This window comes from Pseudomonas sp. S1(2024) (assembly GCF_046557535.1).
In genome coordinates this window covers 1-21,888 of sequence record NZ_JBKGFP010000032.1, presented here as the reverse complement: position 1 = coordinate 21,888, position 21,888 = coordinate 1, and the positions used below count along the sequence as shown (strand labels likewise).

Annotated in this window: 15 protein-coding genes and 1 pseudogene; 5 read left to right on the top strand and 11 right to left on the bottom strand. The window is 63.0% G+C overall.

The annotated features are described in order from the left end of the window. Positions 1 to 86: 86 nt before the first annotated feature. From selO to betI, 6 genes are all read right to left on the bottom strand, one after another. Positions 87 to 1,547, bottom strand: coding sequence for a protein adenylyltransferase SelO (gene selO / locus ACLCGK_RS09905; RefSeq protein WP_410951907.1), 1,461 nt, complete (start codon positions 1,545 to 1,547; stop codon positions 87 to 89). Positions 1,548 to 1,727: 180 nt separating this feature from the next. Then, the gene (mscK, locus tag ACLCGK_RS09900) at positions 1,728 to 5,063 is read right to left on the bottom strand and encodes a mechanosensitive channel MscK (RefSeq protein WP_013974591.1); all 3,336 of its coding nucleotides are present in this window, start codon (positions 5,061 to 5,063) and stop codon (positions 1,728 to 1,730) included. A 35-nt stretch (positions 5,064 to 5,098) separates the two neighbouring features. Continuing rightward, positions 5,099 to 6,841, bottom strand: a complete 1,743-nt coding sequence (locus ACLCGK_RS09895) for a potassium/proton antiporter (RefSeq protein ID WP_013974590.1) — start codon at positions 6,839 to 6,841, stop codon at positions 5,099 to 5,101. A 308-nt stretch (positions 6,842 to 7,149) separates the two neighbouring features. After that, complete coding sequence (gene betA, locus ACLCGK_RS09890; RefSeq protein WP_015272125.1) at positions 7,150 to 8,847, bottom strand: choline dehydrogenase; 1,698 nt, start codon at positions 8,845 to 8,847, stop codon at positions 7,150 to 7,152. A gap of 78 nt (positions 8,848 to 8,925) precedes the next feature. Continuing rightward, positions 8,926 to 10,398: a betaine-aldehyde dehydrogenase gene (gene betB / locus ACLCGK_RS09885; RefSeq protein WP_410951905.1), complete on the bottom strand. Its 1,473-nt coding sequence runs from the start codon at positions 10,396 to 10,398 to the stop codon at positions 8,926 to 8,928. A 39-nt stretch (positions 10,399 to 10,437) separates the two neighbouring features. After that, on the bottom strand, positions 10,438 to 11,094 hold the full coding sequence (betI, locus tag ACLCGK_RS09880; protein ID WP_003259891.1) for a transcriptional regulator BetI: 657 nt from the start codon (positions 11,092 to 11,094) through the stop codon (positions 10,438 to 10,440). A gap of 533 nt (positions 11,095 to 11,627) precedes the next feature. Here betI and ACLCGK_RS09875 point away from each other — a divergent pair. Next, positions 11,628 to 13,574 carry a BCCT family transporter gene (locus ACLCGK_RS09875; RefSeq protein ID WP_410951906.1) on the top strand — a complete coding sequence of 649 codons (1,947 nt, stop codon included), beginning with the start codon at positions 11,628 to 11,630 and terminating at the stop codon, positions 13,572 to 13,574. 307 nt (positions 13,575 to 13,881) lie between these two features. Here the strand turns inward: ACLCGK_RS09875 and ACLCGK_RS09870 are convergent, their stop codons facing one another. The 4 genes from ACLCGK_RS09870 to gpmI all read right to left on the bottom strand — a co-directional run bounded on the left by ACLCGK_RS09870 (position 13,882) and on the right by gpmI (position 19,133). After that, complete coding sequence (locus ACLCGK_RS09870; RefSeq protein WP_410951904.1) at positions 13,882 to 14,649, bottom strand: divergent polysaccharide deacetylase family protein; 768 nt, start codon at positions 14,647 to 14,649, stop codon at positions 13,882 to 13,884. A gap of 8 nt (positions 14,650 to 14,657) precedes the next feature. Further along, positions 14,658 to 15,974 (bottom strand): S41 family peptidase, encoded by a 1,317-nt coding sequence (locus ACLCGK_RS09865; RefSeq protein ID WP_015272120.1) that lies wholly within the window; start codon positions 15,972 to 15,974, stop codon positions 14,658 to 14,660. Between the two features lie 78 nt (positions 15,975 to 16,052). Continuing rightward, positions 16,053 to 17,357, bottom strand: a complete 1,305-nt coding sequence (locus ACLCGK_RS09860; protein WP_015272119.1) for a murein hydrolase activator EnvC family protein — start codon at positions 17,355 to 17,357, stop codon at positions 16,053 to 16,055. Between the two features lie 240 nt (positions 17,358 to 17,597). Further along, entirely contained in the window at positions 17,598 to 19,133 is a 1,536-nt protein-coding gene (gpmI, locus tag ACLCGK_RS09855; RefSeq protein ID WP_013974582.1) for a 2,3-bisphosphoglycerate-independent phosphoglycerate mutase, read from the bottom strand. A 206-nt stretch (positions 19,134 to 19,339) separates the two neighbouring features. On the opposite strand from gpmI, the gene ACLCGK_RS09850 reads away from it, so the two are divergent. Genes ACLCGK_RS09850 through secB form a run of 3 tightly spaced genes read left to right on the top strand, consistent with a single transcriptional unit; the run spans position 19,340 to position 20,534 of the window. Then, positions 19,340 to 19,753: a rhodanese-like domain-containing protein gene (locus tag ACLCGK_RS09850; RefSeq protein WP_003259887.1), complete on the top strand. Its 414-nt coding sequence runs from the start codon at positions 19,340 to 19,342 to the stop codon at positions 19,751 to 19,753. Position 19,754: 1 nt separating this feature from the next. Beyond that, positions 19,755 to 20,009: a glutaredoxin 3 gene (gene grxC, locus ACLCGK_RS09845; RefSeq protein WP_003249204.1), complete on the top strand. Its 255-nt coding sequence runs from the start codon at positions 19,755 to 19,757 to the stop codon at positions 20,007 to 20,009. 39 nt (positions 20,010 to 20,048) lie between these two features. Further along, positions 20,049 to 20,534, top strand: a complete 486-nt coding sequence (gene secB / locus ACLCGK_RS09840; protein WP_013974581.1) for a protein-export chaperone SecB — start codon at positions 20,049 to 20,051, stop codon at positions 20,532 to 20,534. 59 nt (positions 20,535 to 20,593) lie between these two features. Here the strand turns inward: secB and trmL are convergent. After that, positions 20,594 to 21,052, bottom strand: a pseudogene (trmL, locus tag ACLCGK_RS09835) (tRNA (uridine(34)/cytosine(34)/5-carboxymethylaminomethyluridine(34)-2'-O)-methyltransferase TrmL); the annotation flags it as partial. Here trmL and ACLCGK_RS09830 point away from each other — a divergent pair. Further along, positions 21,051 to 21,488: a hypothetical protein gene (locus tag ACLCGK_RS09830; RefSeq protein WP_015272117.1), complete on the top strand. Its 438-nt coding sequence runs from the start codon at positions 21,051 to 21,053 to the stop codon at positions 21,486 to 21,488. The pseudogene trmL and the gene ACLCGK_RS09830 overlap by 2 nt on opposite strands. Positions 21,489 to 21,888: the final 400 nt, after the last annotated feature.

Genomic DNA, 21,888 nt, shown 5'->3' with positions numbered 1-21,888 from the left:
AAAAAGAAGGCCCCCTCCGAGAGTGTCCCGTTGCTTTTTGGAGGAGCGGCCTTGTGTCGCGATGGGCCGCGCAGCGGCCCCAGGATTCATGATGAGCAGCTGATTTCCAGGTGCTTGCCCCATTCCGGCGGGCGTTCGGCATAGCCCTGCATCCCGGCCTGCTCCTCGAACGGTTTGCTCAACACCTGATGCAGCCGTCGCACTTCACTGTAATCCCCCGCTTCGGCCGCTTCGATGGCTTTCTGTGCCAGGTAGTTGCGCAGCACATACAGCGGGTTCACCGCATGCATGCGCTCACGCCGCCCTTCGGCATTATCCGCTTCGCGCTCGCAGCGGGCCAGGTAGTCCGCCCCCCAGGCATCGAAACCGGCCAGGTCGATGAAATCGTCACGCACCATCTTCAGCGCCTCGGCCACGGGCTGATCGCCCAACTTGCGGAAGAACAGGCTGTAGTCCACACCACCGCTCTGCATGCGCTGCAGCAGGCGCTCGACCAACGCCATGTCGTCTTCTTCAGCGGTGGTCAGGCCCAGGCGGCGGCGCATCAGGTCCAGGTAGTGTGCCTGGTACAGCGGCAGGAACAGGCCCAGCGTCTCCTTGAGCGGTTCGACTTCGATCACCGTGGTCAGCGCCTGGGCCAGCGCACTGAGGTTCCAGTGGGCGATCGGTACCTGGTTGGCGTAGCTGTAGCGGCCACGGTCGTCGGAGTGGTTGCAGATGAAGTTGGCGTCGAAGTCGTCGAGGAAGGCATACGGGCCGAAGTCGAAGGTGATGCCGAGGATCGACATGTTGTCGGTGTTCATTACCCCGTGGCAGAAACCATAGGCTTGCCAGCGGGCGATCAGTTCGGCATTGCGTTCGACGATGGTGCGGAACATGGCCAGGTAGGGCTGTTCGGCGTCGCGGCATTCCGGATAGTGCTGCTCCAGCACATGGTCGATCAGCACCCGCTGCTGTTCTGGTTGCCTGGTGTAGTAGAAGTATTCGAAATGCCCGAAGCGCACATGGCTTTGCGCCAGGCGGGTGAGCATTGCCGCACTTTCGCGGGTTTCGCGCCAAACCGGGGTGTTCGAGCCGATCACGCACAGTGCCCGGCTGCTGGGAATGCCCAGGGCGTGCAGGGCCTCGGAGGCGAGGAACTCGCGGATCGAGGAACGCAGCACGGCGCGGCCGTCGCCCATGCGCGAGTAGGGCGTCTGGCCGGCGCCCTTGAGGTGCAGGTCCCAGTGCTCGCCCTGGTCATTCAGCACTTCGGCCAGCAGCAGGCCGCGGCCATCACCCAGGCGTGGGTTGTAGGAGCCGAACTGATGGCCGGAATAGACCATCGCCCGCGGGTCGGCCTCTTCCCATAGCTTGTGGCCGCTGAACAGCTCGGCGAAAACCGGCAGGTCTGCCTGGGCTGGGTCGAGGTCGAGCAGCGCCATGGCCGACTCGCTCGCTACCACCAGGCGTGGGTCTGCGATGGGTTCGGGCAGGACCTGGGTGGAGAACGCGTCGCCCAGGCGGGCGAAGCGATTGTCGAAGGTGAGTTGGTGAAGGTTTTTCAGTGGCTGCTCCTGGAAGTCGGTACCTGGGGGGCCGCTTTGCGGCCCATCGCCGGCAAGCCAGCTCCCACAGGGGATGTGCAGGGCTTGGGTGCGGCACGGTCACTGTGGGAGCTGGCTTGCCGGCGATCGAGGGCGAAGCCCTCGCAGGGATTCTGCACAGAATAAAGTATTAGAGCCCACTCAGGCCGAAGCAGTGCCATCCGGTTTCGGCTGCTCCACCGGAATCAGCTGCTGTTTGCCGCCCTTCGGATCCATCAGAAACACCTCGACCTGGCGCACCGAGATCTTGATGTTGTGGGCCTTGAACTCGCGGTTGATGTAGCGGTTGATCTCGTCCAGCGTCGGGTTGCGGTCGCCCAGGTCGCGTACGTGCATGCGCAGCTCGTGGTCCAGCGAGCTCTCACCGAAGTTGAGGAAGTACACGATCGGCTCCGGGTCCTTGAGCACGCGCGGGTTTTCGTGGGCACCCTTGAGCAGCAGGTCGCGGACCAGGTCCAGGTCGGAGCCATAGTCGATGCCCAGCTTCAGCGTTACCCGGGTGACCGTGTCGGTCAGCGACCAGTTGATCAGCTGGCCGGTGATGAAGGTCTTGTTGGGGACGATGATGTCCTTGCGGTCGAAGTCGGTGATGGTGGTGGCGCGGATGCGGATCTTGCTCACCGTGCCCGACAGGTTGCCGATGGTGATGGTGTCGCCAATCCGTACCGGGCGCTCGAACAGGATCATGATGCCGGAGATGAAGTTGGCAAAGATCTCCTGCATACCGAAGCCCAGGCCCACCGACAGCGCGGCCACCAGCCATTGCAGCTTGTCCCAGCTGACCCCCAGGGTCGACAGGGTGCTGACGATACCGACGCCGACGATGACATAGGACAGCAAGGTTGTAGTGGCATACGCACTGCCCTGGGCCAGGTTGAGCCGCGACAGCACCAGGACTTCGAGCAGGCCGGGCAAGTTCCGTGCGAGGGCGAAGGTGATGCCGATGATGACCAGCGCACCGAGGAAGTCGCCCAGGCTGATCGGCACCATGCTGGCGGTGGCACCGGTGCCGCTGGAGTACTCGTACAGGGTGAAATTGTTGAGGTAGGCGAACACCGAAATCAGGTCCGACCACACCCAGTACAGGCCGGCGATGAAGCCGCCGAGCAGGGCCAGGCGGATCAGGCGCAGCGACTGCTGGTTGACCTGTTCGATATCAAGCGTTGGTTCTTCTGTGATGACTTCGCCATCCAGCCCTTCCTTGGCCGCCGCCCGCTTGCTCAGCGCGCGCTGGTAGGCCAGGCGCCGTGCCGCCACCGACAGGCCACGCACGAACGCGGCTTCGATCACCAGCCAGAACAGCAGCAGGTACAGGGTGTAGATCAGCCGGTCGGTAAGTTTCAGCGCGGTGTAGTAGTAGCCGAAGCACACGGCCACGAACAGGGCGATGGGCAGGGCGGTGAAGGCCACGCCAACGGCCTTGCGGAACAGCGAGGTGTCGCGGTGTGCCGGGCTGCTGAGCAGCAGGCGGCTGAGCAGCCAGGCCATCAGTGCGTAGCAGGTCAGTACCACGCCGATACCTAGCACATCATCGGCCAGCGCCGAAGGCTGATGTTCGGCCACCGCCACCACACCGACCAGTGCCAGTACCACGGTGCCCAGGCGCCGCACCCAGCCGCGCAGGAACTCGACCTGCGGCTTGTGCCAGCGGAAGTGGATTTCCGCCACGCCGCCCGGGGCGAGGATGCGGTAGGCGGTGTAGAACACCAGCCAGGCCTGGGCCAGTTGCCAGAGGGCGGCGCCGAGGTTGGCATTCTGCCCGCGGGCGTCGATCTGCAGGGCGTAGCTGCACAGGGCCAGGCCCAGGCTGACCGGCATTGCCAGCAGGATGTTGATGAAGATCGCCTGGGGCGTGTGCCACTGGCTGTCACGGCGGAAGTGGCCGATGTCCTGGTGCACCTTGCCCAGCCGTTGGTACAGGTATTTGCGCCGCCACAGCAGGCCGCCGATCACCAGCAGCAAGGGCAGGAACAGCAGCGGGCGCTGGCCCAGCCCATCGGCCAGTTCCTTGAGGCCCGAACCCCAGGGCAGGCTGGCTACCTGGTCGGCAAAGCGTGCCGGCACCAGGCTCAGCCATTCCCAGTCCAGTGGCTTGTTGCTGGGAATCCAGAACATCTGCTCTTCGAGCGTGGTGCGCAAGCCCTGGGCGGTGCCGAGCAGCTGCTTCTGGTTGAGCTGCAAGGTGATCGATTCGTTGAGCAGTGCCGACAGCTCCCGGCTGAGGCGTTCGAGCAGGTCGACGCGGGTAATCATCACCTCCAGCAGCGCCTTGCGCAGCTGAGGGGTAACCTGCTCCTGTGGCTGGCCAAGCAGCAGGTTGTCGACGTACGCGGCGGGGCTGCTCATCTGCTCGCGTTGCTGGTTCACCTCGAACTGGTAAAGACGGATATCGGCGATCTGGTCAGCCAGGTCGCGGTCGACTTTCAGGTGCGGCAGGGCCTGCTTCTGCTTGTAGAGGATCTTGGACAGCAGCAGGCTGCCCTTGAGCACGCTGATCTGTTCGTCGAGGGCCTGGTCGGCCTGGGTCAGGCTGTCTAGCTGCTGCTTGCTGCGCAGGTTCTGCTGGGTCAGCTCGTTGAGGCGGTCGGTGCTCTTGAGCAGGTAGTCGGACAGTTTCAGGTTGGCAGCGCTTTCGTTGGCCAGCAGGGTGCTGCCGCCGGCTTTCTGCGCTTCGATCGATTGCTGGGTGACCGCCTGCTGCGACTGGGCCAGGCGCTTTTCGTTGATCAGCGATTGCAGGTCCTGGATTTCCTGCTCCATTCGTGTGGCGCGCTCGATCAGCAGGTCGTGACGGGCATTGCCCAGGTCCTGCAGCAGGCCGTTGCCGGCCAGTTCCTGGCGACGCAACGAGGTCAGGGCATTGAGCGACGCCAGCTCGGCATTGAGCTTGTTGCGTTGGTCGCTGTTGAGTGGCTTGCCGTTCTCCTTGCCGCTCTTGAGGCTGAGGTTGATCTGCTGGGTACGTGTCTGGTTGTTGCTGATTTCTGCCTGAGCCCGCTCTGGGCGGGTCTGCGAGTTGATGATCAGGCTGTTGGCATCCGACAGTGCCTTTTGCAGTTCGCCTTGTTGCGTACTGCGCTCGCTGAGCATCTGCTCCAGCTGTGGCACGTTCAGGGTGGCGTAGCGTTGGGCCACCGGCAGGGGCTTGCTGGCCTTGAGCTTGATCAGCTCGCGCTGGCTGTCGGCGGTTTCCTTGGGCGCGCCAGCCAATTGCTGCTTGAGTGCCTCAAGCTTCTTTTCGCTGTCTTCCTTGCTGAGCAGCAGTGCCAGGGTCTGTTCCAGCACCTGTTGCTGGGCCTTCTGCTCCGGTGTCTGTTGCGCAGCCTTGGGGTCGGCCTCGGCACCCTTGGGCTGGGAAATCTTGTTCAGGCTGCTCTGGATGCTAGTCGTGGTGGGAAGCTCGGCCGCGCCAGCGGCGAACGAGAGAGACAGGCACAGCCCGAACAGGGCTGTGCGGAGGTACACGCGCAGGGACATAGGCAGACTACTTGTGGATCCGGCAGAAACGAAGTTTAGAGGAACAATCCTGGTCCGGGTCGCGTTCCTTCGGGGAATCTGACGCCTACTTTCTGAATCTTGTTCCCGTCCATGGTGGCCACGGTCCAGATCGTGCCATGCCATTCGACCTGGTCACCTACTACTGGAGCGCCTCCGACCTTCTGTCGGATGAACTGGGCCAGTGGCATTTTCGCGTCCAGGCCGTCGAGTTTCAGGCCGTACAACGCTGCCACCGCACCCAGTTCGGCATCGCCTTCGAGCACGAAGTCGCCGAAGAAACGCAGGTCGAGGCCACGTTGTGGTGCCTGGCTGAACAGCTTGCCCAGGGCCGGCAGGTTGTGCTCGTGGCCGATCACGCAGAGCATGTCGCCTACTTCCAGTACCGTACTGCCGGACGGGTGCAGCAGTTGCTCGCCCCGGAACAGCGCGGCGATTCGCGTGCCTTCGGGCATCTTCAGCTCGCGCAGGGCGGCGCCGATGCACCATTTTTCGGCACCCAGGCGGTAGACGAACATTTCCCACTCGCTGGTGATGTGCACTTCCAGCGCCGAACGGGAGATCGGCGCCGGGTCTGGCGGTACCGTCACTTTCAGCAGCTTGGCCATCCACGGCAGGCTGGTGCCTTGCACCAGCAGCGACACCAGCACGATGAAGAAGGCCAGGTTGAAGAACAGCTGGGCGTCCGGCAGGCCGGCCATCAGCGGGAACACCGCGAGGATGATCGGTACCGCACCGCGCAGGCCGACCCAGGAAATGAAGGCCTTTTCACGGCCGTGGAAGGCCTTGAACGGCAACAGGCTGGCGACCACCGACAGCGGGCGCGCTACCAGGATCATCCACAGCGCCAGTCCCAGCGCCGGCAGGGCGATGGGCAGCAGGTCATGGGGCGTGACCAGCAGCCCCAGCACCAGGAACATGCCGATCTGCGCCAGCCACGCCATGCCGTCGAGCATGTGCAGGATGCCGTGGCGGCTGCGGATGGGCTTGTTGCCCAGCACCAGGCCGCACAGGTACACGGCAAGGAATCCGCTGCCGTGCAGGGCGTTGGTCAGCGAGAACACCACCAGGCCGCCAGCGATCACCAGGATTGGGTACAGGCCGCCAGCCAGCTTGATGCGGTTGACCAGTTGCAGCATCAGCCAGCCGCCGCCCAGGCCCACCAGCCCGCCGATGCCGAATTCGCGCAGCAGGTGGGTGAGCAGGCTCCAGTGCAGGCCGGTCTGGCCGCTGGCGATCATGTCGATCAGGGTGACGGTGAGGAAAACTGCCATCGGGTCGTTGCTACCCGACTCGATCTCCAGGGTGGCCGTGACCCGCTCGTTCAGGCCTTTGCCACCGAGCAGCGAGAACACCGCCGCAGCGTCGGTGGAACCGACGATGGCGCCGATGAGCAGGCCCTGGATCAGGCTCAGGTCGAACAGCCAGGCGGCGACCAGGCCCGTGAGGGCGGTGGTGATCATTACGCCGATGGTGGCCAGCGACAGCGCCGGCCACAGCGCCACGCGGAAGCTCGCCACCCGTGTGCGCAGGCCACCGTCGAGCAGGATCACGGCCAGAGCCAGGTTGCCCACCAGGTAGGCGGTCGGATAGTTGTTGAAGATGATGCCGCCACCATCGACGCCGGCGATCATGCCGACCGCAAGGATGATGACCAGGATAGGGATGCCCAGGCGCGACGACAGCGAACTGACCAGGATACTTGCGCCCACCAGCAATGCGCCGATCAGGAACAGGCTGTTGATGGTGCTTGCATCCAAAGGCAGGTACTCCGGGGACCGCGGGGGAGGGGACTTGATAGCATGACGCTAGCAGGTCGCGTGCCAAATGATTCTAACCTGATGAATTGGCAGGCTGTAAAGCGTTTCTGCAGATGAAAAAAAGGCACCGCGGTGGGTGCCTTTTCGGGTGTTGCCTGGGTGGGCCTCTTCGCGGGCGCGCCCGCTCCCACAGGTGAATTTGGGTTGTCTTTTCTGCGTACCCTCCCACCCCCACAGGCAACCCACAAATCTCAAGTTCTGTGAGAGTCCTGTGGGAGCGGGCATGCCCGCGAAAGGGCCGGTGCAGTTTACGCCTGCTTGATTTCACGCATCGGCTTGCCCTTCACCGGTGCATCGCCCGCCACGTAGTACTTGGCAGTGCTGCGCGGCAGCGGCTTGCGGCCACGGATCTTGTCCGAGATTTTCTCGGCGATCATGATCGTGGTGGCGTTGAGGTTACCGGTGATGATCAGCGGCATGATCGACGCATCGACCACACGCAGGCCCTTCATGCCATGCACGCGGCCTTCGCCGTCGACCACCGCCATGTCGTCGGTGCCCATCTTGCACGAGCAGGACGGGTGGAAGGCGGTTTCGGCGTGCTCGCGGATGAACTTGTCCAGCTCTTCATCGGTCTGCACGTGCGCGCCGGGGCTGATCTCACGGCCACGGTACGGGTCCAGTGCCGGCTGGGCCATGATTTCACGGGTCAGGCGGATGCCGTCACGGAATTCCTGCCAGTCCTGCTCGGTGGACATGTAGTTGAACAGAATGCTCGGGTGTTGGCGCGGGTCCTTCGACTTGGCCTGGATGCGGCCGCGGGCAGGCGAGCGCATGGAACCCATGTGTGCCTGGAAGCCGTGTTCCTTCACGCCATTGGAGCCGTTGTAGTTAATGGCCACTGGCAGGAAGTGGTATTGAATGTTCGGCCATTTGAATTCAGGGCGGGTACGAATGAAACCACCGGCCTCGAACTGGTTGCTGGCGCCGATGCCGGTGCCGTTGAACATCCACTCGGCACCGATGGCCGGCTGGTTCCACCACAGCAACGACGGGTACAGCGACACCGGCTGGGTGCAGGCGTACTGCAGGTACAGCTCCAGGTGGTCCTGCAGGTTTTCGCCAACGCCTGGCAGATCGTGCACCACCGGGATGTCGAGGCTTTCCAGCAGGGCGCGCGGACCAACGCCGGAGCGCTGCAACAGCTGCGGCGAAGCGATGGCGCCGGAGCTGACGATGACTTCCTTGCGGGCACGGGCTTCAACGCGCTCTTCGCTGTCACCGACCAGGTAGGTCACGCCGATGGCGCGCTTGCCGTCGAACAGCACGCGGTCAGTCAGGGCGTGGGTGACGATGGTCAGGTTCGGGCGCTTCTTGGCCTGGTCCAGATAGCCACGGGCGGTGCTGGAGCGGCGGCCGTTCTTGGTCACCGTACGGTCCATCGGGCCGAAGCCTTCCTGCTGGTAGCCATTCAGGTCTTCGGTGCGCGGGTAACCGGCCTGCACGCCGGCTTCGACCATGGCGTGGAATAGCGGGTTGTTGCCGGCTTTCGGCGTGGTCACGCTGACCGGGCCTTCGCCACCGTGGTAGTCGTTCGGGCCGATGTCGCGGGTTTCGGCCTTGCGGAAGTACGGCAGGCAGTCCAGATAGGTCCAGTCTTCCAGGCCTGGCAGTTCTGCCCAGCCATCGAAGTCCAGGGCATTACCGCGGATGTAGCACATGCCGTTGATCAGCGACGAGCCACCCAGGCCTTTGCCGCGACCGCATTCCATGCGGCGGCCGTCCATGTACGGCTCCGGATCGGTCTCGTAGGCCCAGTTGTAGCGGCGGCCCTGCAGCGGGAAGGCCAGGGCTGCTGGCATCTGGGTGCGGAAGTCGAAGCGGTAGTCGGGGCCACCGGCTTCCAGCAGCAATACGGTGACGCCTGCGTCTTCGGTCAGGCGGGTAGCCAGGGTGTTACCGGCCGAACCGGCACCGACGATGATGTAATCGAATTCTTGGGACATGAAAGTACCCTCGTGTTGGCGGTGTTCAGGGAGCAGGAACGCCCGTGCGCTGAGGCACGGGCGTGGCTGGACAGGGCCTTAGAAGACCGAGTTGTAGCCGCCCAGCTCGACCTGGACCGACTTGATGCGGGTGTATTGAGCCAGCGAGCTGACGCCGTTCTCACGGCCGACGCCCGACTGCTTGTAGCCACCGACCGGCATTTCGGCCGGCGATTCGCCCCAGGCGTTGATCCAGCAGATACCGGCTTCCAGCTTGTGGATGATGCGGTGAGCGCGGGTGATGTCGTTGGTGCAGACACCGGCGGCCAGGCCGTACTCGGTGTCGTTGGCGCGACGGATGACTTCTTCTTCGGTTTCGTAGGTGAGGATGCTCATCACCGGGCCGAAGATCTCTTCCTTGACGATGGTCATGTCGTCGGTGCAGTCGGTGAACACGGTCGGGGCCACGAATGCACCCTTGGCGAAATCACCGGCGGTCAGACGCTCGCCACCGCACAGCACGCGTGCGCCTTCTTCCTTGCCCTTGGCGATGTAGCCAAGCACGCTTTCCATGTGCTGGAAGCTGACCAGCGGGCCGAAGTTGGTGTTTTCGTCTTCCGGGTTGCCAGCGCGGATGCGGGCAACGCGCTCGACGATCTTGGCCTCGAAGGCAGCTTTCATATCAGCCGGGATGAACACGCGGGTGCCGTTGGTGCAAACCTGGCCCGAGCTGTAGAAGTTGGCCATCATGGCGATGTCGGCGGCCTTGTCCAGGTCGGCGTCGGCGCAGATGATCAGTGGCGACTTGCCGCCCAGCTCCATGGTGACTTCCTTGAGCGACGAGCTCGAGGCGCTGGCCATGACTTTCTTGCCGGTGGTGGTGCCGCCGGTGAAGGAGACTTTTTCGATGCGTGGGTGTTCGGTCAGCCAGGTGCCGACTTCACGGCCGCTGCCGGTCAGGACGTTGAACACGCCGTTCGGCAAGCCGGCTTCGGTGTAGATCTCGGCCAGTTTCAGGGTGGTCAGCGAGGTGACTTCCGATGGCTTGAAGATCATCGCGTTGCCGGCGGCCAGGGCCGGAGCGGATTTCCACAGGGCGATCTGGATCGGGTAGTTCCAGGCGCCGATACCGGCGGTCACGCCCAGCGGCTCGCGGCGGGTGTAGACGAAGGACGATTCACGCAGCGGGATCTGCTCGCCTTCGATGGCCGGAATTAGGCCTGCGTAGTACTCCAGCACGTCGGCGCCGGTGACGATGTCGACGTAGCGGGTTTCCGAGTACGACTTGCCGGTGTCCAGAGTTTCCAGCATGGCCAGCTCGTCGTTGCGCTCGCGCAGGATCTCGACGGCGCGGCGCAGGATGCGCGAACGCTGCATGGCGGTCATCGCGGCCCAGACCTTCTGGCCTCGCTCGGCGCTTTCGACGGCCTTCTCGACGTCAGCCTCGGTGGCACGTTGCACGTGGGCGAGGACTTCGCCGGTAGCCGGGTTGATGGCTTCGAAGGTGGCATCGCTGCCAGCGTCGACGTAAGCGCCATCAATGTAGAGTTTTTGCGTTCCGAAACGGGCCATAGTGTCCTCGCAAGTGCAGTGTGTGGTTTGGCTTGCGCGTCACGCTCCTGCTGGGTTGGCAAGGGCCGTGCGCGGTTGTTCAGCGGCCTGGTCGTTTGTACCCAGGGTGTGCTGTTTAGCCAGTTGTAGATCCATGTATTCGTAAGCAATCCGTATCGCCTGGTCGGTGTCGAATGCATCACCCGACAGGGCGCCACGCAGCCACAAGCCGTCGATCAAAGCTGCCAGGCCGCGGGCTGCCTTGCGCGCATGGTAGAGCGGAAGCGCGCGGCGGAACTGGCAGCACAGGTTGGAATACAAGCGGTGGTCGTTGATCCGCTGCAACCTGTGCAAATCGGGCTGGTGCATGCTGGAAGCCCAGAAGGCCAACCAGGTTTTCATCGCCGGGCCGTTTACCTGGCTGGCATCGAAGTTGCCCTCGATGATCACTTTCAGGTGGGCGCGCGGGCTGTCGTCCGTCAGGGCCTGGCGACGTGCTCTAACACCTTCGTTGAGCATGTTCATGATGTAACCCATCGTCGCTGCTATCAGGCCGTTCTTGTCCCGAAAGTAGTGACTGATGATGCCGTTCGACACACCGGCCAAACGGGCAATCAGCGCAATGCTGGCGTCACCCAGTCCGACCTGATCGACCGCCTGCAACGTGGCTTCGATCAACTGCTGGCGGCGGATGGGTTGCATACCGACCTTGGGCATCTTGCGTTCTCCTCAGGCCTGCGAGCAGACGACGGGCGGCTGACTCGGCGAAGGCCAGTCTATTTTGTTTTGATTGAACGTTCAATCAATAAAGAATAAGCTCTGCGACAATTTGTGCCATTGACAGTTTTTAAGGCGGTCGAGAAGGCACGGATTGACACCCCAGGAAATCGCGTAACCCCCTGAATACAAGGCGTTGACGGGCATGAGCGATGCGAAATGCAGATTCTGCCGTGCGGTCATGGACCCTGCGGCGGGCCCTTGGAGCGGGCGGGGTGATCTGTGACCAATGCGCGCACCTCAGCTGAGGCGTGGCATTTGCAGCAGGCCACCTGTCTGTTTTTTGCAACGTATCGATTCGGGATCACGGTTTCCAAGGGTGCTTTTATAACACCTGATGCAGTGGGGATATTCCACCAATTGCTCGGGAAAGACTGATTAGCCTCCACAGCCGCACTGCCCGGAGCATTCGTGCAATGAGTTCTGCCTCACTTACCAACCCTCCGGCCGAGAGGGTACGGGTCAACCGCGTGGTGTTCTTCACCTCCGCGCTGATGATTCTCGTTTTGACTGCCTTGCTTATCGCTGTACCCGAAACCGCCGGCCAAGTGCTGGGCGTGGCCCAGAAATGGCTGACGCGCACCTTCGGCTGGTATTACATGCTGGTAATCGGCGGTTATCTGCTGTTCGTCATCTACCTGGCCTTCTCCGACTACGGCAAGCTCAAGCTTGGCGGCAAGGATGACCAGCCCGACTTCAGCTATGGCGCCTGGGCCGGCATGCTGTTCTCCTCCGGTATCGGCATTTCGCTGTTGTACTTCGGCGCCTCCGAGCCGCTGGACCACTACTTCAACCCACCGGAAGGCACTTCTGCCAGCCTCGACGCAGCGCGTCAGGGCCTGCAGCTGACCTTCCTGCACTGGGGTTTGCACGGCTGGGCGATCTACGCCCTGGTCGGCCTGGCCGTGGGTTACTTCGCCTACCGCCACAATCAGCCACTGGCCCTGCGCTCGGCGCTGTACCCGCTGGTCGGTGAGCGTTGGGTCAAGGGTGCTGCGGGCAATGCCGTGGACATCTTCGGCATGTTCGTAACCCTGCTGGGCCTGGTGACCAACCTGGGCATCGGCTCGATGCAGGTGGCCTCCGGGCTGGAATACCTGTTCGGCATGGACCACAGCAAGACCAACCTGCTGGTGGTGATCCTGGTCATGGCCGGCGTCGCCACCGTGGCGGCGGTCTCGGGTGTGGAAAACGGCATTCGCCGTCTGTCCAACCTCAACATCGTGCTGTTCAGCGGCTTGCTGATCTTCGTCCTGCTGGGCGGCGAAACCCTGCACTTGCTTAACGGCTTCGTGCAGAACATCGGTGACTACCTCAACGGCATCGTGCTGAAAACCTTCGACCTCTACGTATATGAAGGCGAAGCTGGCAAGTCCGAACGCTGGCTGGGCCTGTGGACCGTGTTCTACTGGGCCTGGTGGATTTCCTGGGGCCCGTTCGTCGGCATGTTCATTGCCCGTATCTCCAAGGGTCGCACCGTGCGCCAGCTGGTCTGCGGCGTGTTGCTGATCCCGTTGGGCTTCACCCTGGCCTGGCTGTCGATCTTCGGCAACACCGCGCTGGACCTGGTGATCAACCAAGGCGCCGTGGAACTGGGCAAGACCGCCCTTGAACAGCCGTCGATGTCGATCTACCAGCTGCTGGAATACTTCCCGGCGGCCAAGATCGTCATCGGTGTAGCGGTGTTCGTCGGCTTCGTGCTGTTCCTCACCCCGGCCGACTCCGGCGCGGTGATGATGGCCAACCTGTCGTGCAAAGGTGGCAAGGTCGACGAAGACGCCCCGCACTGGATGGTGGTGTTCTGGTCGGTGGTAATCACCCTGGTCACCATCGGCCTGCTGTTCGCCGGTAACTTCGAGGCCATGCAGACCATGGTCGTACTGGCTGGCCTGCCGTTCTCGGTGGTGCTGGTGCTGTTCATGTTCGGCCTGTACAAGGCCATGAAGCAGGACGTGGTGGTGGAGCAGGAGCGTGCCGAGCTGGCCGCGCGTGGCCGTCGTGGCTTCAGCGAGCGCCTGACCCAGCTGGAACTGCAGCCGACCCAGGCCGTTGTACAGCGCTTCATGGACAAGCAGGTCAGCCCGGCGCTGAAAGAAGCCGCCGCGCAGCTGCAAAGCTTGGGCTTCGAGGTGGAAACGCGCGTTGGCCAGTCCCGCAACATGATGGGCCTGCGGGTGATGATGGAAGAGGGCAACCCGTTCGTCTATGAAGTGAGCCTGGATGGCTACCTGGCCGCGCCGAGCGAAGCGCCGGTGGAAGGTGAGCCGGAAGTGCGCCAGCGCTTCTACCGCGCCGAGGTGTACCTGCACGATGGCAGCCAGGAGTACGACCTGATGGGCTTTGCGCCAGAGCAGATCGTGCGTGATGTACTGGACCAGTTTGAAAGCCATCGGCAGTTGCTGGGGCGTGTGTACAGCTGATCGCTGTTGAGGCAAAAGAAAACCCGCTCGCATGAGCGGGTTTTTTTTGACCTGGGGCCAATGTGGTCTCTGTGGGAGATTTCCCAGCCCTTTGGGTTGTGCTGTCGCACAGGGAACAATGTTCGCGAGCGTGTCACCGTCCCTTGTGGGAGCGGGCGTGTCGAGGCGTCGAATCGCCGCGAAGCAGACGACGCGGTGTATGGCACCGGCTTCGCCGGTGTTCGCGGGCACGCCCGCTCCCACAGGGTCCCTGCTAATTCAATGAGTTATGTGCAGTTCTATGAGAGCGGCCGGGTCGACAGCAATATCAGCGATTGCTGTAGCGGCCATTCCGGCCATGCCCCGGCATCGCCTGATTGCTGCGCACGGCGATCATCTGCTTGAGCCTGATCAGCTCGATGCCCTTGCTCCTTAACCATGGCAACTCCCGCTCCAGTACTTCCAGGGTCTGTGGATAAGGGTGCCCGATCAGCACCGCCGAGCCCTGCTTGTGCGCCAGGGCGATGCCCTGCTGCAACTGCCCGGTAATCGCTTCAGCGGTGCGCACATCATCGAGGAATACATCCCGAGAAACATGCGCCAGCCCCTGCGCCTGGGCTTCGGCCGCTGCCACGGTGGCGGCGCTGGTACGGCTGTCGACGAAGAACAGGTGACGTTGCTGCAGCTCACCCATCAACCAGGCCATGGGCTCACGCTGTGCTGTCATGCGGCTGCCCATGTGGTTGTTGATGCCGGCGGCATACGGAACCTTGGCCAGGGCTGCGTCAAAGCGTTTGGCCAGTTCATCGATCGGCGTGCCAGGGTGCCAGGCGTAAGGGCCGGTGGCTGGGTCCATGGGCATGTGCAGGATCACCGTCTTGCCAGCCTTGTGCGCCTGGCGGGCAAAGTCGGTGGCATGCGGGGTGTCGGGCATGATCGCCATGGTCACAGGGCCGGGCAGGGCCAAGGTGCGGCTGTCGCGCTCGCTGCTCTGGCCGAGGTCGTCGATGATGATGCTCATGTAGGCCTTGCCGGCTGGCGCCGCTTGTGCGACCCCAGCCATCAGGCAGAACAGCAGACACAGCAGATAACGCATAGGGTGGATCAGTCGCCCTTGGTGATGTTCAGGCCTTTGAGCAGGCTCAGAGCCTGGCTCAGCTGGAAGTCGTCATCCTGCGGGCGCTCCTTGCGCTTGCCGCTGCCGGTCGGGCGGTCGGCACCGCCGTTGCCGTTGCCCAGGTGGCCCTGCAGGTCGGCTTCCTTGAAGTTGTCGGTGTCGGCTTCGGCGGTGAGCTTGGCCGGGCGCACTTCGATATCGGGGACGATGCCCTGGGCCTGGATCGAGCGGCCGTTGGGGGTGAAGTACAGCGCGGTGGTGAGCTTCAGCGCACGATCGTTGGCCAGTGGCAGCACGGTCTGCACCGAGCCTTTGCCGAAGCTGTCGGTGCCCATCAGCACGGCGCGTTTCTGGTCTTGCAGGGCGCCGGCGACAATTTCCGAGGCCGAGGCACTGCCGCCGTTGATCAGCACCACCAGTGGCACGCCGTCGCTGGCGTCGGCCGGGTCGGCAGAGAAGCGCAGCTCGGAGTTGGCGATACGGCCCTTGGTGTAGACGATCAGGCCCTTGGTCAGGAAGTGGTCGGCCACTTCCACCGCCGACTGCAGCACGCCGCCCGGGTTGTTGCGCAGGTCCAGCACCACGCCGCGCAGCTTCTTGCCGTTGTCCTTGCGCAGTTTGGCCAGGGCCTTGCCTACTTCGTCGCCGGTCTTGACCTGGAACTGGGTAATGCGGATGTAGCCGTAGTCGTTCTCCAGCAGCTGGCTCTTCACGCTCTTGACCTGGATGACCGCGCGGGCCAGGGTCACGTCGAAGGGGGTGCCGCCGTCACGCACCAAGGTCAGGGTGATTTTCTCGCCCACCTTGCCACGCATCTTGTCGACCGCTTCGGTCATGGTCTGGCCACGGGTCGGGGCGCCGTTGATCTTGACGATCAGGTCGCCGGCCTGCACGCCGGCACGCGAGGCCGGGGTGTCGTCGATCGGCGAGACCACCTTGATGAAGCCGTCTTCCTGGCCTACTTCGATGCCCAGCCCGCCGAACTCGCCGCTGGTGCTTTCCTGCAGTTCCTGGAAGTCCTCGGGGCCGAGGTAAGCCGAGTGCGGGTCGAGGTTGCTGAGCATGCCCTTGATGGCATTTTCCAGCAGGGTCTTGTCGTCCACCGGTTCCACATAGGCCGCCTTGATACGGTCCATGACCTCGGCGAAGGTGCGCAGCTCTTCAAGCGGCAGTGGCGCCTTGGCGGTCACCTCGGTGGCCGGTACTGCGGCCGGCTTGGCCGGCTCCGCGGCAGTGGCCAGGGGCGCGCCGACCGCCAGGGCGATGGACAGGGCCAGCTGGGTGAGACGAGGCGAGTGCAGCATGTCGAACGAACTCCTGATCCTGTAAGCGCTCCCTGGGGAGCATCGGCGCAGCCCGTGGGCTACCCCGTAGAAATTTGACTAGCCCCGGCACCACTGCGAAGGGTCGGTAGGCCGGCCCTGCTGGCGGATGGCGAAGTACAAGCCGGCAGCGTCCTGGCCGCCGCTGTCGCCAACGGTGGAAATGGCCTCGCCGGCCTTGACGATATCACCGGCGCTCTTGAGCAGGCTCTGGTTATGGCCGTACAGGCTCAGGTAACCGTTGCCATGGTCGAGAATGACCAGAAGCCCGGCACCGCGCAACCAGTCGGCGAACACCACGCGCCCGCCGTGCACGGCACGTACCTGGGTGCCCGGGTTGGCGCTGATCATCACCCCGTCCCACTTGGCACGGGCATCGCTGCCGCGGGCATCACCGAAACGTGCCAGCAATCGACCATTGACTGGCCAGGGAAGTTTTCCCCGTGCGGCAGAAAATGCGCCGCCGTAGTTCGCGCCGTCGCTGGAAACCAGCGGGCCCAGGGTGGTGCGGGCCTTTTTCGGTGGCTCCACCGGTTCGCGGGCCTGTTCGCGAGCGGCAGCGGCAGCGAGGGCTTCCTGCTGGCGGCGCTTTTCCGCTTCCTGCTGGGCCAGCAAGGCCTTCTTGCGCGCTTCTTCGGCCTCGCGGGCCTGGCGGGCGAGGGTTTCTTCGATGGTCTTGAGTACCTTGGACAGGTCGGCCTGATCCTGCTCGCGCGATTGCAGCTTCTGGTCGCGGTCCTTCATGTCGCTGTTGAGCTTGGCCAGCACCTGCTGGCGCTTGCCACGCTCGGTTTCCAGGGCCTGGCGGCGGCTGTCGAGGTCGGCGCGCTGGGCCAGCAGCTGTTGCTGCTGGGTAGCGATTTCCTGTTCGACGTTGGCCAGTTGGCGCAGGGTCTCGTTGAAGGTGCGCAGTTGCTCCAGGCGCGCCTTGCTCAGGTAGTCGTAGTAGGTGAGGGTGCGGGCAAACTTCTCGGGGTTCTGCTGGTTGAGCAGCAGCTTGAGGTATTCCTCGCGGCCGTTCTGGTAGGCCGAACGGGCCTGGATGGCGATCAGTCGCTGTTGTTCAACGCGGGCGCTCTGGAGTTTTTTTTTCTCGGTATCAAGGCGCTCCAGCTCGCCCTCGGTCTTTTTTAGTTCTTGCTGCAGGGCCTCCACCTGCTTTTCGAGGTTGCCGATATCGGTCTCGGTGGCTTTGAGGTCCTTTTGCACACCGGCCTTTTCTTCCTGGAGCTTGCCCAGCGTCTTCTTGAGCTCGGCAATGTCCTGGCGGGTGGCGTCCAGTTGCTGCTGGGTCTGCGCACGCTCATCGGCAAAGGCCGGGCTGAGCAGGCAAGACAGGGCTAGGAGGATCAGGGCGCGAAGCATGGGGTTTGGCGTACCAAGGATGGAGACTGGCCTAGTATGCCCGCGCGGGCGGGCAAAAAAAACGCCTCGCTGCGGGTGCAGAGGGGCGTTTGTCTGGAATTCATGTGCAAAGGGGCTGCTTTGCAGCCCAATCGCCGGCAAGCCAGCTCCCACAGGATCACCACAGGCCTTGAAACTGTGCAGTACTTGTGGGAGCTGGCTTGCCGGCGATTGGGCCGCGACGCGGCCCCATACTCAGAATCAGGCGTCGACCAGAATCGAGGTGCCGGTCATTTCCACCGGCTTTTCCAGCCCCAGCAGCTTCAGCATGGTCGGCGCCACATCGGCTAGCACACCGCCGTCACGCACCTTGACGTTGCGCTTGCCCACATAGATGAACGGTACCGGCTCGGTGGTATGCGCGGTGTGCGCCTGGCCGGTGCACTCGTCTTCCATTTGCTCGACGTTGCCATGGTCGGCGGTGATCAGCGCTTCGCCGCCGACCTTGTCCAGAGCTTCGACGATGCGCCCGACGCAGCCATCCAAGGCCTCGACGGCTTTCACCGCAGCCTCGAACACGCCGGTATGGCCGACCATGTCACCGTTGGCGTAGTTGACCACGATCACGTCATAACGCTGCTGCTCGATGGCCTCGACGATGCGGTCGGTAACTTCCGGTGCGCTCATTTCCGGCTGCAGGTCGTAGGTGGCGACCTTCGGTGACGGGATCAGGATGCGTTCTTCGCCTTCGAACGGCTCTTCGCGGCCACCGGAGAAGAAGAAGGTGACGTGGGCGTACTTCTCGGTCTCGGCGATGCGCAGCTGGGTTTTGCCGTTCTTCGCCAGGTACTCGCCCAGCACGTTGTTCAGGCTGGCCGGGGCGAAGGCGGCGGGGGCCGGGATTTTCGCCGAGTACTGAGTGAGGCCGATGTAGGCGGCCAGTTTTGGCAGGCGGGCACGCGGGAATTCGTTGAAGTCGGCTTCGACGAACACGCGCGACAGTTCGCGAGCGCGGTCGGCGCGGAAGTTCATGAAGATCACCGCATCGCCGTCTTCGACCTTGACGGCTTCACCAATGCGCGTGGCCTTGACGAACTCGTCGCTCTCGTCGCGGGCGTAGGCCGCTTCCAGGCCGGCCAAGGCGGTGTCGGCGGTGTATTCGGCAGCGCTGTCGACGATCAGGTTGTAGGCGGCGCTGACGCGGTCCCAGCGGTTGTCGCGGTCCATGGCGTAGTAGCGACCGATCAGGCTGGCGATGCGGCCCTTGCCCAGCTTGGCGAAGGTGGCGTCGAGCAGCTCGATGGACGACTGCGCGCTGCGTGGTGGCGTGTCGCGACCATCGAGGAAGGCGTGCAGGTAGATCTTTTCCGCACCGCGCTGCGCAGCCAGTTCGGCCATGGCTACCAGGTGGTCCTGGTGGCTGTGTACGCCGCCGTCCGACAGCAGGCCGAGGATGTGCACGGCCTTGCCGGCACTGGCTGCCTTGTCCACGGCACCGGTCAGAACCGGGTTCTCGAAGAACTCGCCGTCGCGGATGGCCTTGGTCACTCGGGTGAAGTCCTGGTACACCACGCGGCCGGCGCCGAGGTTCATGTGACCGACTTCGGAGTTGCCCATCTGCCCGTCCGGCAGGCCGACATCCATGCCCGAGCCGGAAATGAGGCCATGCGGCTGGCTGGCGCGCAGGCGGTCATAGACCGGTGTGTTGGCGGCGTAGATGGCGTTGTATTCGGGGCTTTCGCTGTGGCCGAAGCCATCCAGGATGATCAGGACCAGGGGTTTGGGCGTACTCGTCATCAATCAAACTCACGGTTGTTCAAAGATGATAAAGACACGCATTTTAGGGCAAATGCGCCACCGGCGGCGAATATTCGTCCTGTTCCCTGACCAGCGTGGCCAATGTGGCAACATGAAGGTACCTTTCCGGCCGGCCCGTCGGGCTTTGGTGGCAATAAGGGCCTGTGTATACTGGCCGGCATTTTCAATCGCGTGGAACACCCCAGATGGTTGCTAACCTGATTCAATTTGCGACAAACCACTACATCCTGGTGGCGATCTTCGTTGTTTTGCTGGTCGCGCTGCTGGTCAACGAAATTCGTCGCGGCGGCCAGAGCCTGAGCAACGGCCAGCTGACTGCCCTGGTCAATGCCGAGAAAGCCCTGGTTATCGACATTCGCCCGACCAAGGAATACTCCGCCGGTCACATCGTCGGTGCGGTGAACATCCCGCAGGACAAGCTGGTCAACCGCATGAGCGAGCTGGACAAGCACAAAGAGAAGACCCTGATCGTCGTCGACTCGATGGGCCAGCAGTCCGGCACCATCTGCCGCGAGCTGCTCAAGGCTGGTTACAACGCCGCCAAACTGAGCGGTGGCGTTTCCAGCTGGAAAGCCGATAACCTGCCCCTGGTGAAGTGATATGAAGCCCGTCATCGTCTATTCCAGCGACTACTGCCCCTACTGCATGCGCGCCAAGTACCTGCTCGAGAGCAAGGGCGTGGCCTTCGAGGAAATCAAGGTCGACGGCAAGCCACAGGTTCGTGCCGAGATGAGCCAGAAGGCCGGCCGTACATCTGTGCCGCAGATCTGGATCGGCAGCACCCACGTCGGTGGATGCGATGACCTTTATGCCCTGGAGCGCGCCGGCAAGCTCGACGCGCTGCTGGCGGCCTGATTTGCACTGCATTCAAAAACATTAGGATAAGGATCTGCCATGACTGACCAACAGACCAACGGCGCTGCTGCAGAAGACAACAGCCCTCAGTTCTCCATGCAGCGCATCTATGTGCGCGACCTGTCGTTCGAAGCCCCGAAAAGCCCGCAGATCTTCCGCCAGACCTGGGAGCCGAGCGTTGCCCTGGACCTGAACACCAAGCAGAAAGCCCTGGAAGGCGACTTCCACGAGGTGGTACTGACCCTGTCGGTTACCGTCAAGAACGGTGACGAAGTGGCCTTCATCGCTGAAGTGCAGCAGGCCGGTATCTTCCTGATCAAGAACCTGGACGCGGCTTCGATGAGCCACACCCTGGGTGCGTTCTGCCCGAACATCCTCTTCCCGTACGCCCGCGAGACCCTGGACAGCCTGGTGACCCGCGGTTCGTTCCCGGCCCTGATGCTCTCGCCGGTCAACTTCGACGCCCTATACGCGCAAGAAATGCAGCGCATGCAGGAAGCCGGCGAAGCGCCAACTGTGCAGTAATAGCTGCATTTGAAAAAGGGCGACTTCGGTCGCCTTTTTTGTTGGCCTGTTCCGGCCCTATCGCCGGCAAACCCATTCTGCCGCCACGCCTCATACACCGTCACAGCCACGGTATTGGACAGATTCAGGCTGCGGCACCCCGGCCGCATCGGCAGGCGCAGGCGTTGTTCGGCCGGCAGGCTGTCTAGTACTTCGGCCGGCAGGCCGCGGCTTTCTGGCCCGAACAGGAAGGCATCACCCGGCTGGTAAGCCACTTCGTGGAACGGGTGCGAGCCCTTGGTGGTGAAGGCGAACAGCCGTGGGTTGCCCAGGCTTTCCAGGCATCCGGCCAGGCTCTCGTGGCGCTTGAGCGTGGCATACTCGTGGTAATCCAGCCCCGCGCGCCGCAGGCGCTTGTCGTCCAGTTCGAAGCTGATGGGCTCGATCAGGTGCAGGTCGCAGCCGCTGTTGGCGCAGAGACGAATGATGTTGCCGGTATTCGGCGGAATTTCTGGTTGAAAAAGGATGACGTGAAACATGCACGGCTCCAAGCGTGAAGATGACGGGCATTCTACCCCCGAACCGGACGTGCGTTCGAAGGCGTTCCCGCGGGTGATGCTGTCGCTGGCGATCGTCGGCTTGATGGTAGGGTTGATGATCGGCCGCCTGACTACACCCGACGAGCGCGAGTTGCAGCAGGTGGAGGTGGTGCAGGATGGCCTGGAGCTGTGGTTCAACGAAGAGCCTCAGCTGCATGGCGAGAATGTGGACGGAACCGTAGCACTGTTGTTCCAGGCCCAAGGCAAGGCCCGGCAAGGGCAACTGAGCCTGCAGGGCAAGCCTGTGAGTTGGCGGGTGCAGAATAGCAAGGAAGGGCTGTTGCTGACGGTGGTGGCCGCGCGCCCCCTGCACGGCGAGTGGGCCGGTGCAGAGGACGCTGGGCGCTGGCGGTTGCAGGTGAAACTGCACGAATAAAAGAGGGGATATCCCGGCCTGCCTGTACCAGGGTCCCCGAAAGGGGTACTGCGTATAAAGAGGGGATGGCCCGGCCTGCCTGTACCGAGGTCCCCAAAACTGGCGATGTTGCGAATAAAAGAGGGGTTCACCCGGCCTGCCTGTACCAGGGCCCCCGAAACTGGATATGTATTGTTTATTGCAGGGGGCGTGCCAGTTTTGAAAAGCCCGTGAATCTGGGCTTTCAGGGTGAATTGGCCGTTTTTTGAGGGGATTTGTGCCTTAGTGAGGTGCATCGGGCACAGGATCGGTGCATCGAAGGGCTGAAATGTTTGGGGCCGCTTTGCGGCCCATCGCGACACAAGGCCGCTCCTACAGGGGGGCGCATTTTTTTTTCGGGGGGGGACTTTGTTTTGGCGGG

Coding starts and splice junctions, on each gene's coding strand:
- grxC (WP_003249204.1), top strand. CDS start 19,755: ATGAAGCCCGTCATCGTCTATTCCAGCGACTACTGCCCCTACTGCATG.
- mscK (WP_013974591.1), bottom strand. CDS start 5,063: ATGTCCCTGCGCGTGTACCTCCGCACAGCCCTGTTCGGGCTGTGCCTG.
- ACLCGK_RS09870 (WP_410951904.1), bottom strand. CDS start 14,649: ATGCGTTATCTGCTGTGTCTGCTGTTCTGCCTGATGGCTGGGGTCGCA.
- betB (WP_410951905.1), bottom strand. CDS start 10,398: ATGGCCCGTTTCGGAACGCAAAAACTCTACATTGATGGCGCTTACGTC.
- ACLCGK_RS09850 (WP_003259887.1), top strand. CDS start 19,340: ATGGTTGCTAACCTGATTCAATTTGCGACAAACCACTACATCCTGGTG.
- ACLCGK_RS09830 (WP_015272117.1), top strand. CDS start 21,051: ATGCACGGCTCCAAGCGTGAAGATGACGGGCATTCTACCCCCGAACCG.
- gpmI (WP_013974582.1), bottom strand. CDS start 19,133: ATGACGAGTACGCCCAAACCCCTGGTCCTGATCATCCTGGATGGCTTC.
- betA (WP_015272125.1), bottom strand. CDS start 8,847: ATGTCCCAAGAATTCGATTACATCATCGTCGGTGCCGGTTCGGCCGGT.
- ACLCGK_RS09865 (WP_015272120.1), bottom strand. CDS start 15,974: ATGCTGCACTCGCCTCGTCTCACCCAGCTGGCCCTGTCCATCGCCCTG.
- betI (WP_003259891.1), bottom strand. CDS start 11,094: ATGCCCAAGGTCGGTATGCAACCCATCCGCCGCCAGCAGTTGATCGAA.
- secB (WP_013974581.1), top strand. CDS start 20,049: ATGACTGACCAACAGACCAACGGCGCTGCTGCAGAAGACAACAGCCCT.
- ACLCGK_RS09860 (WP_015272119.1), bottom strand. CDS start 17,357: ATGCTTCGCGCCCTGATCCTCCTAGCCCTGTCTTGCCTGCTCAGCCCG.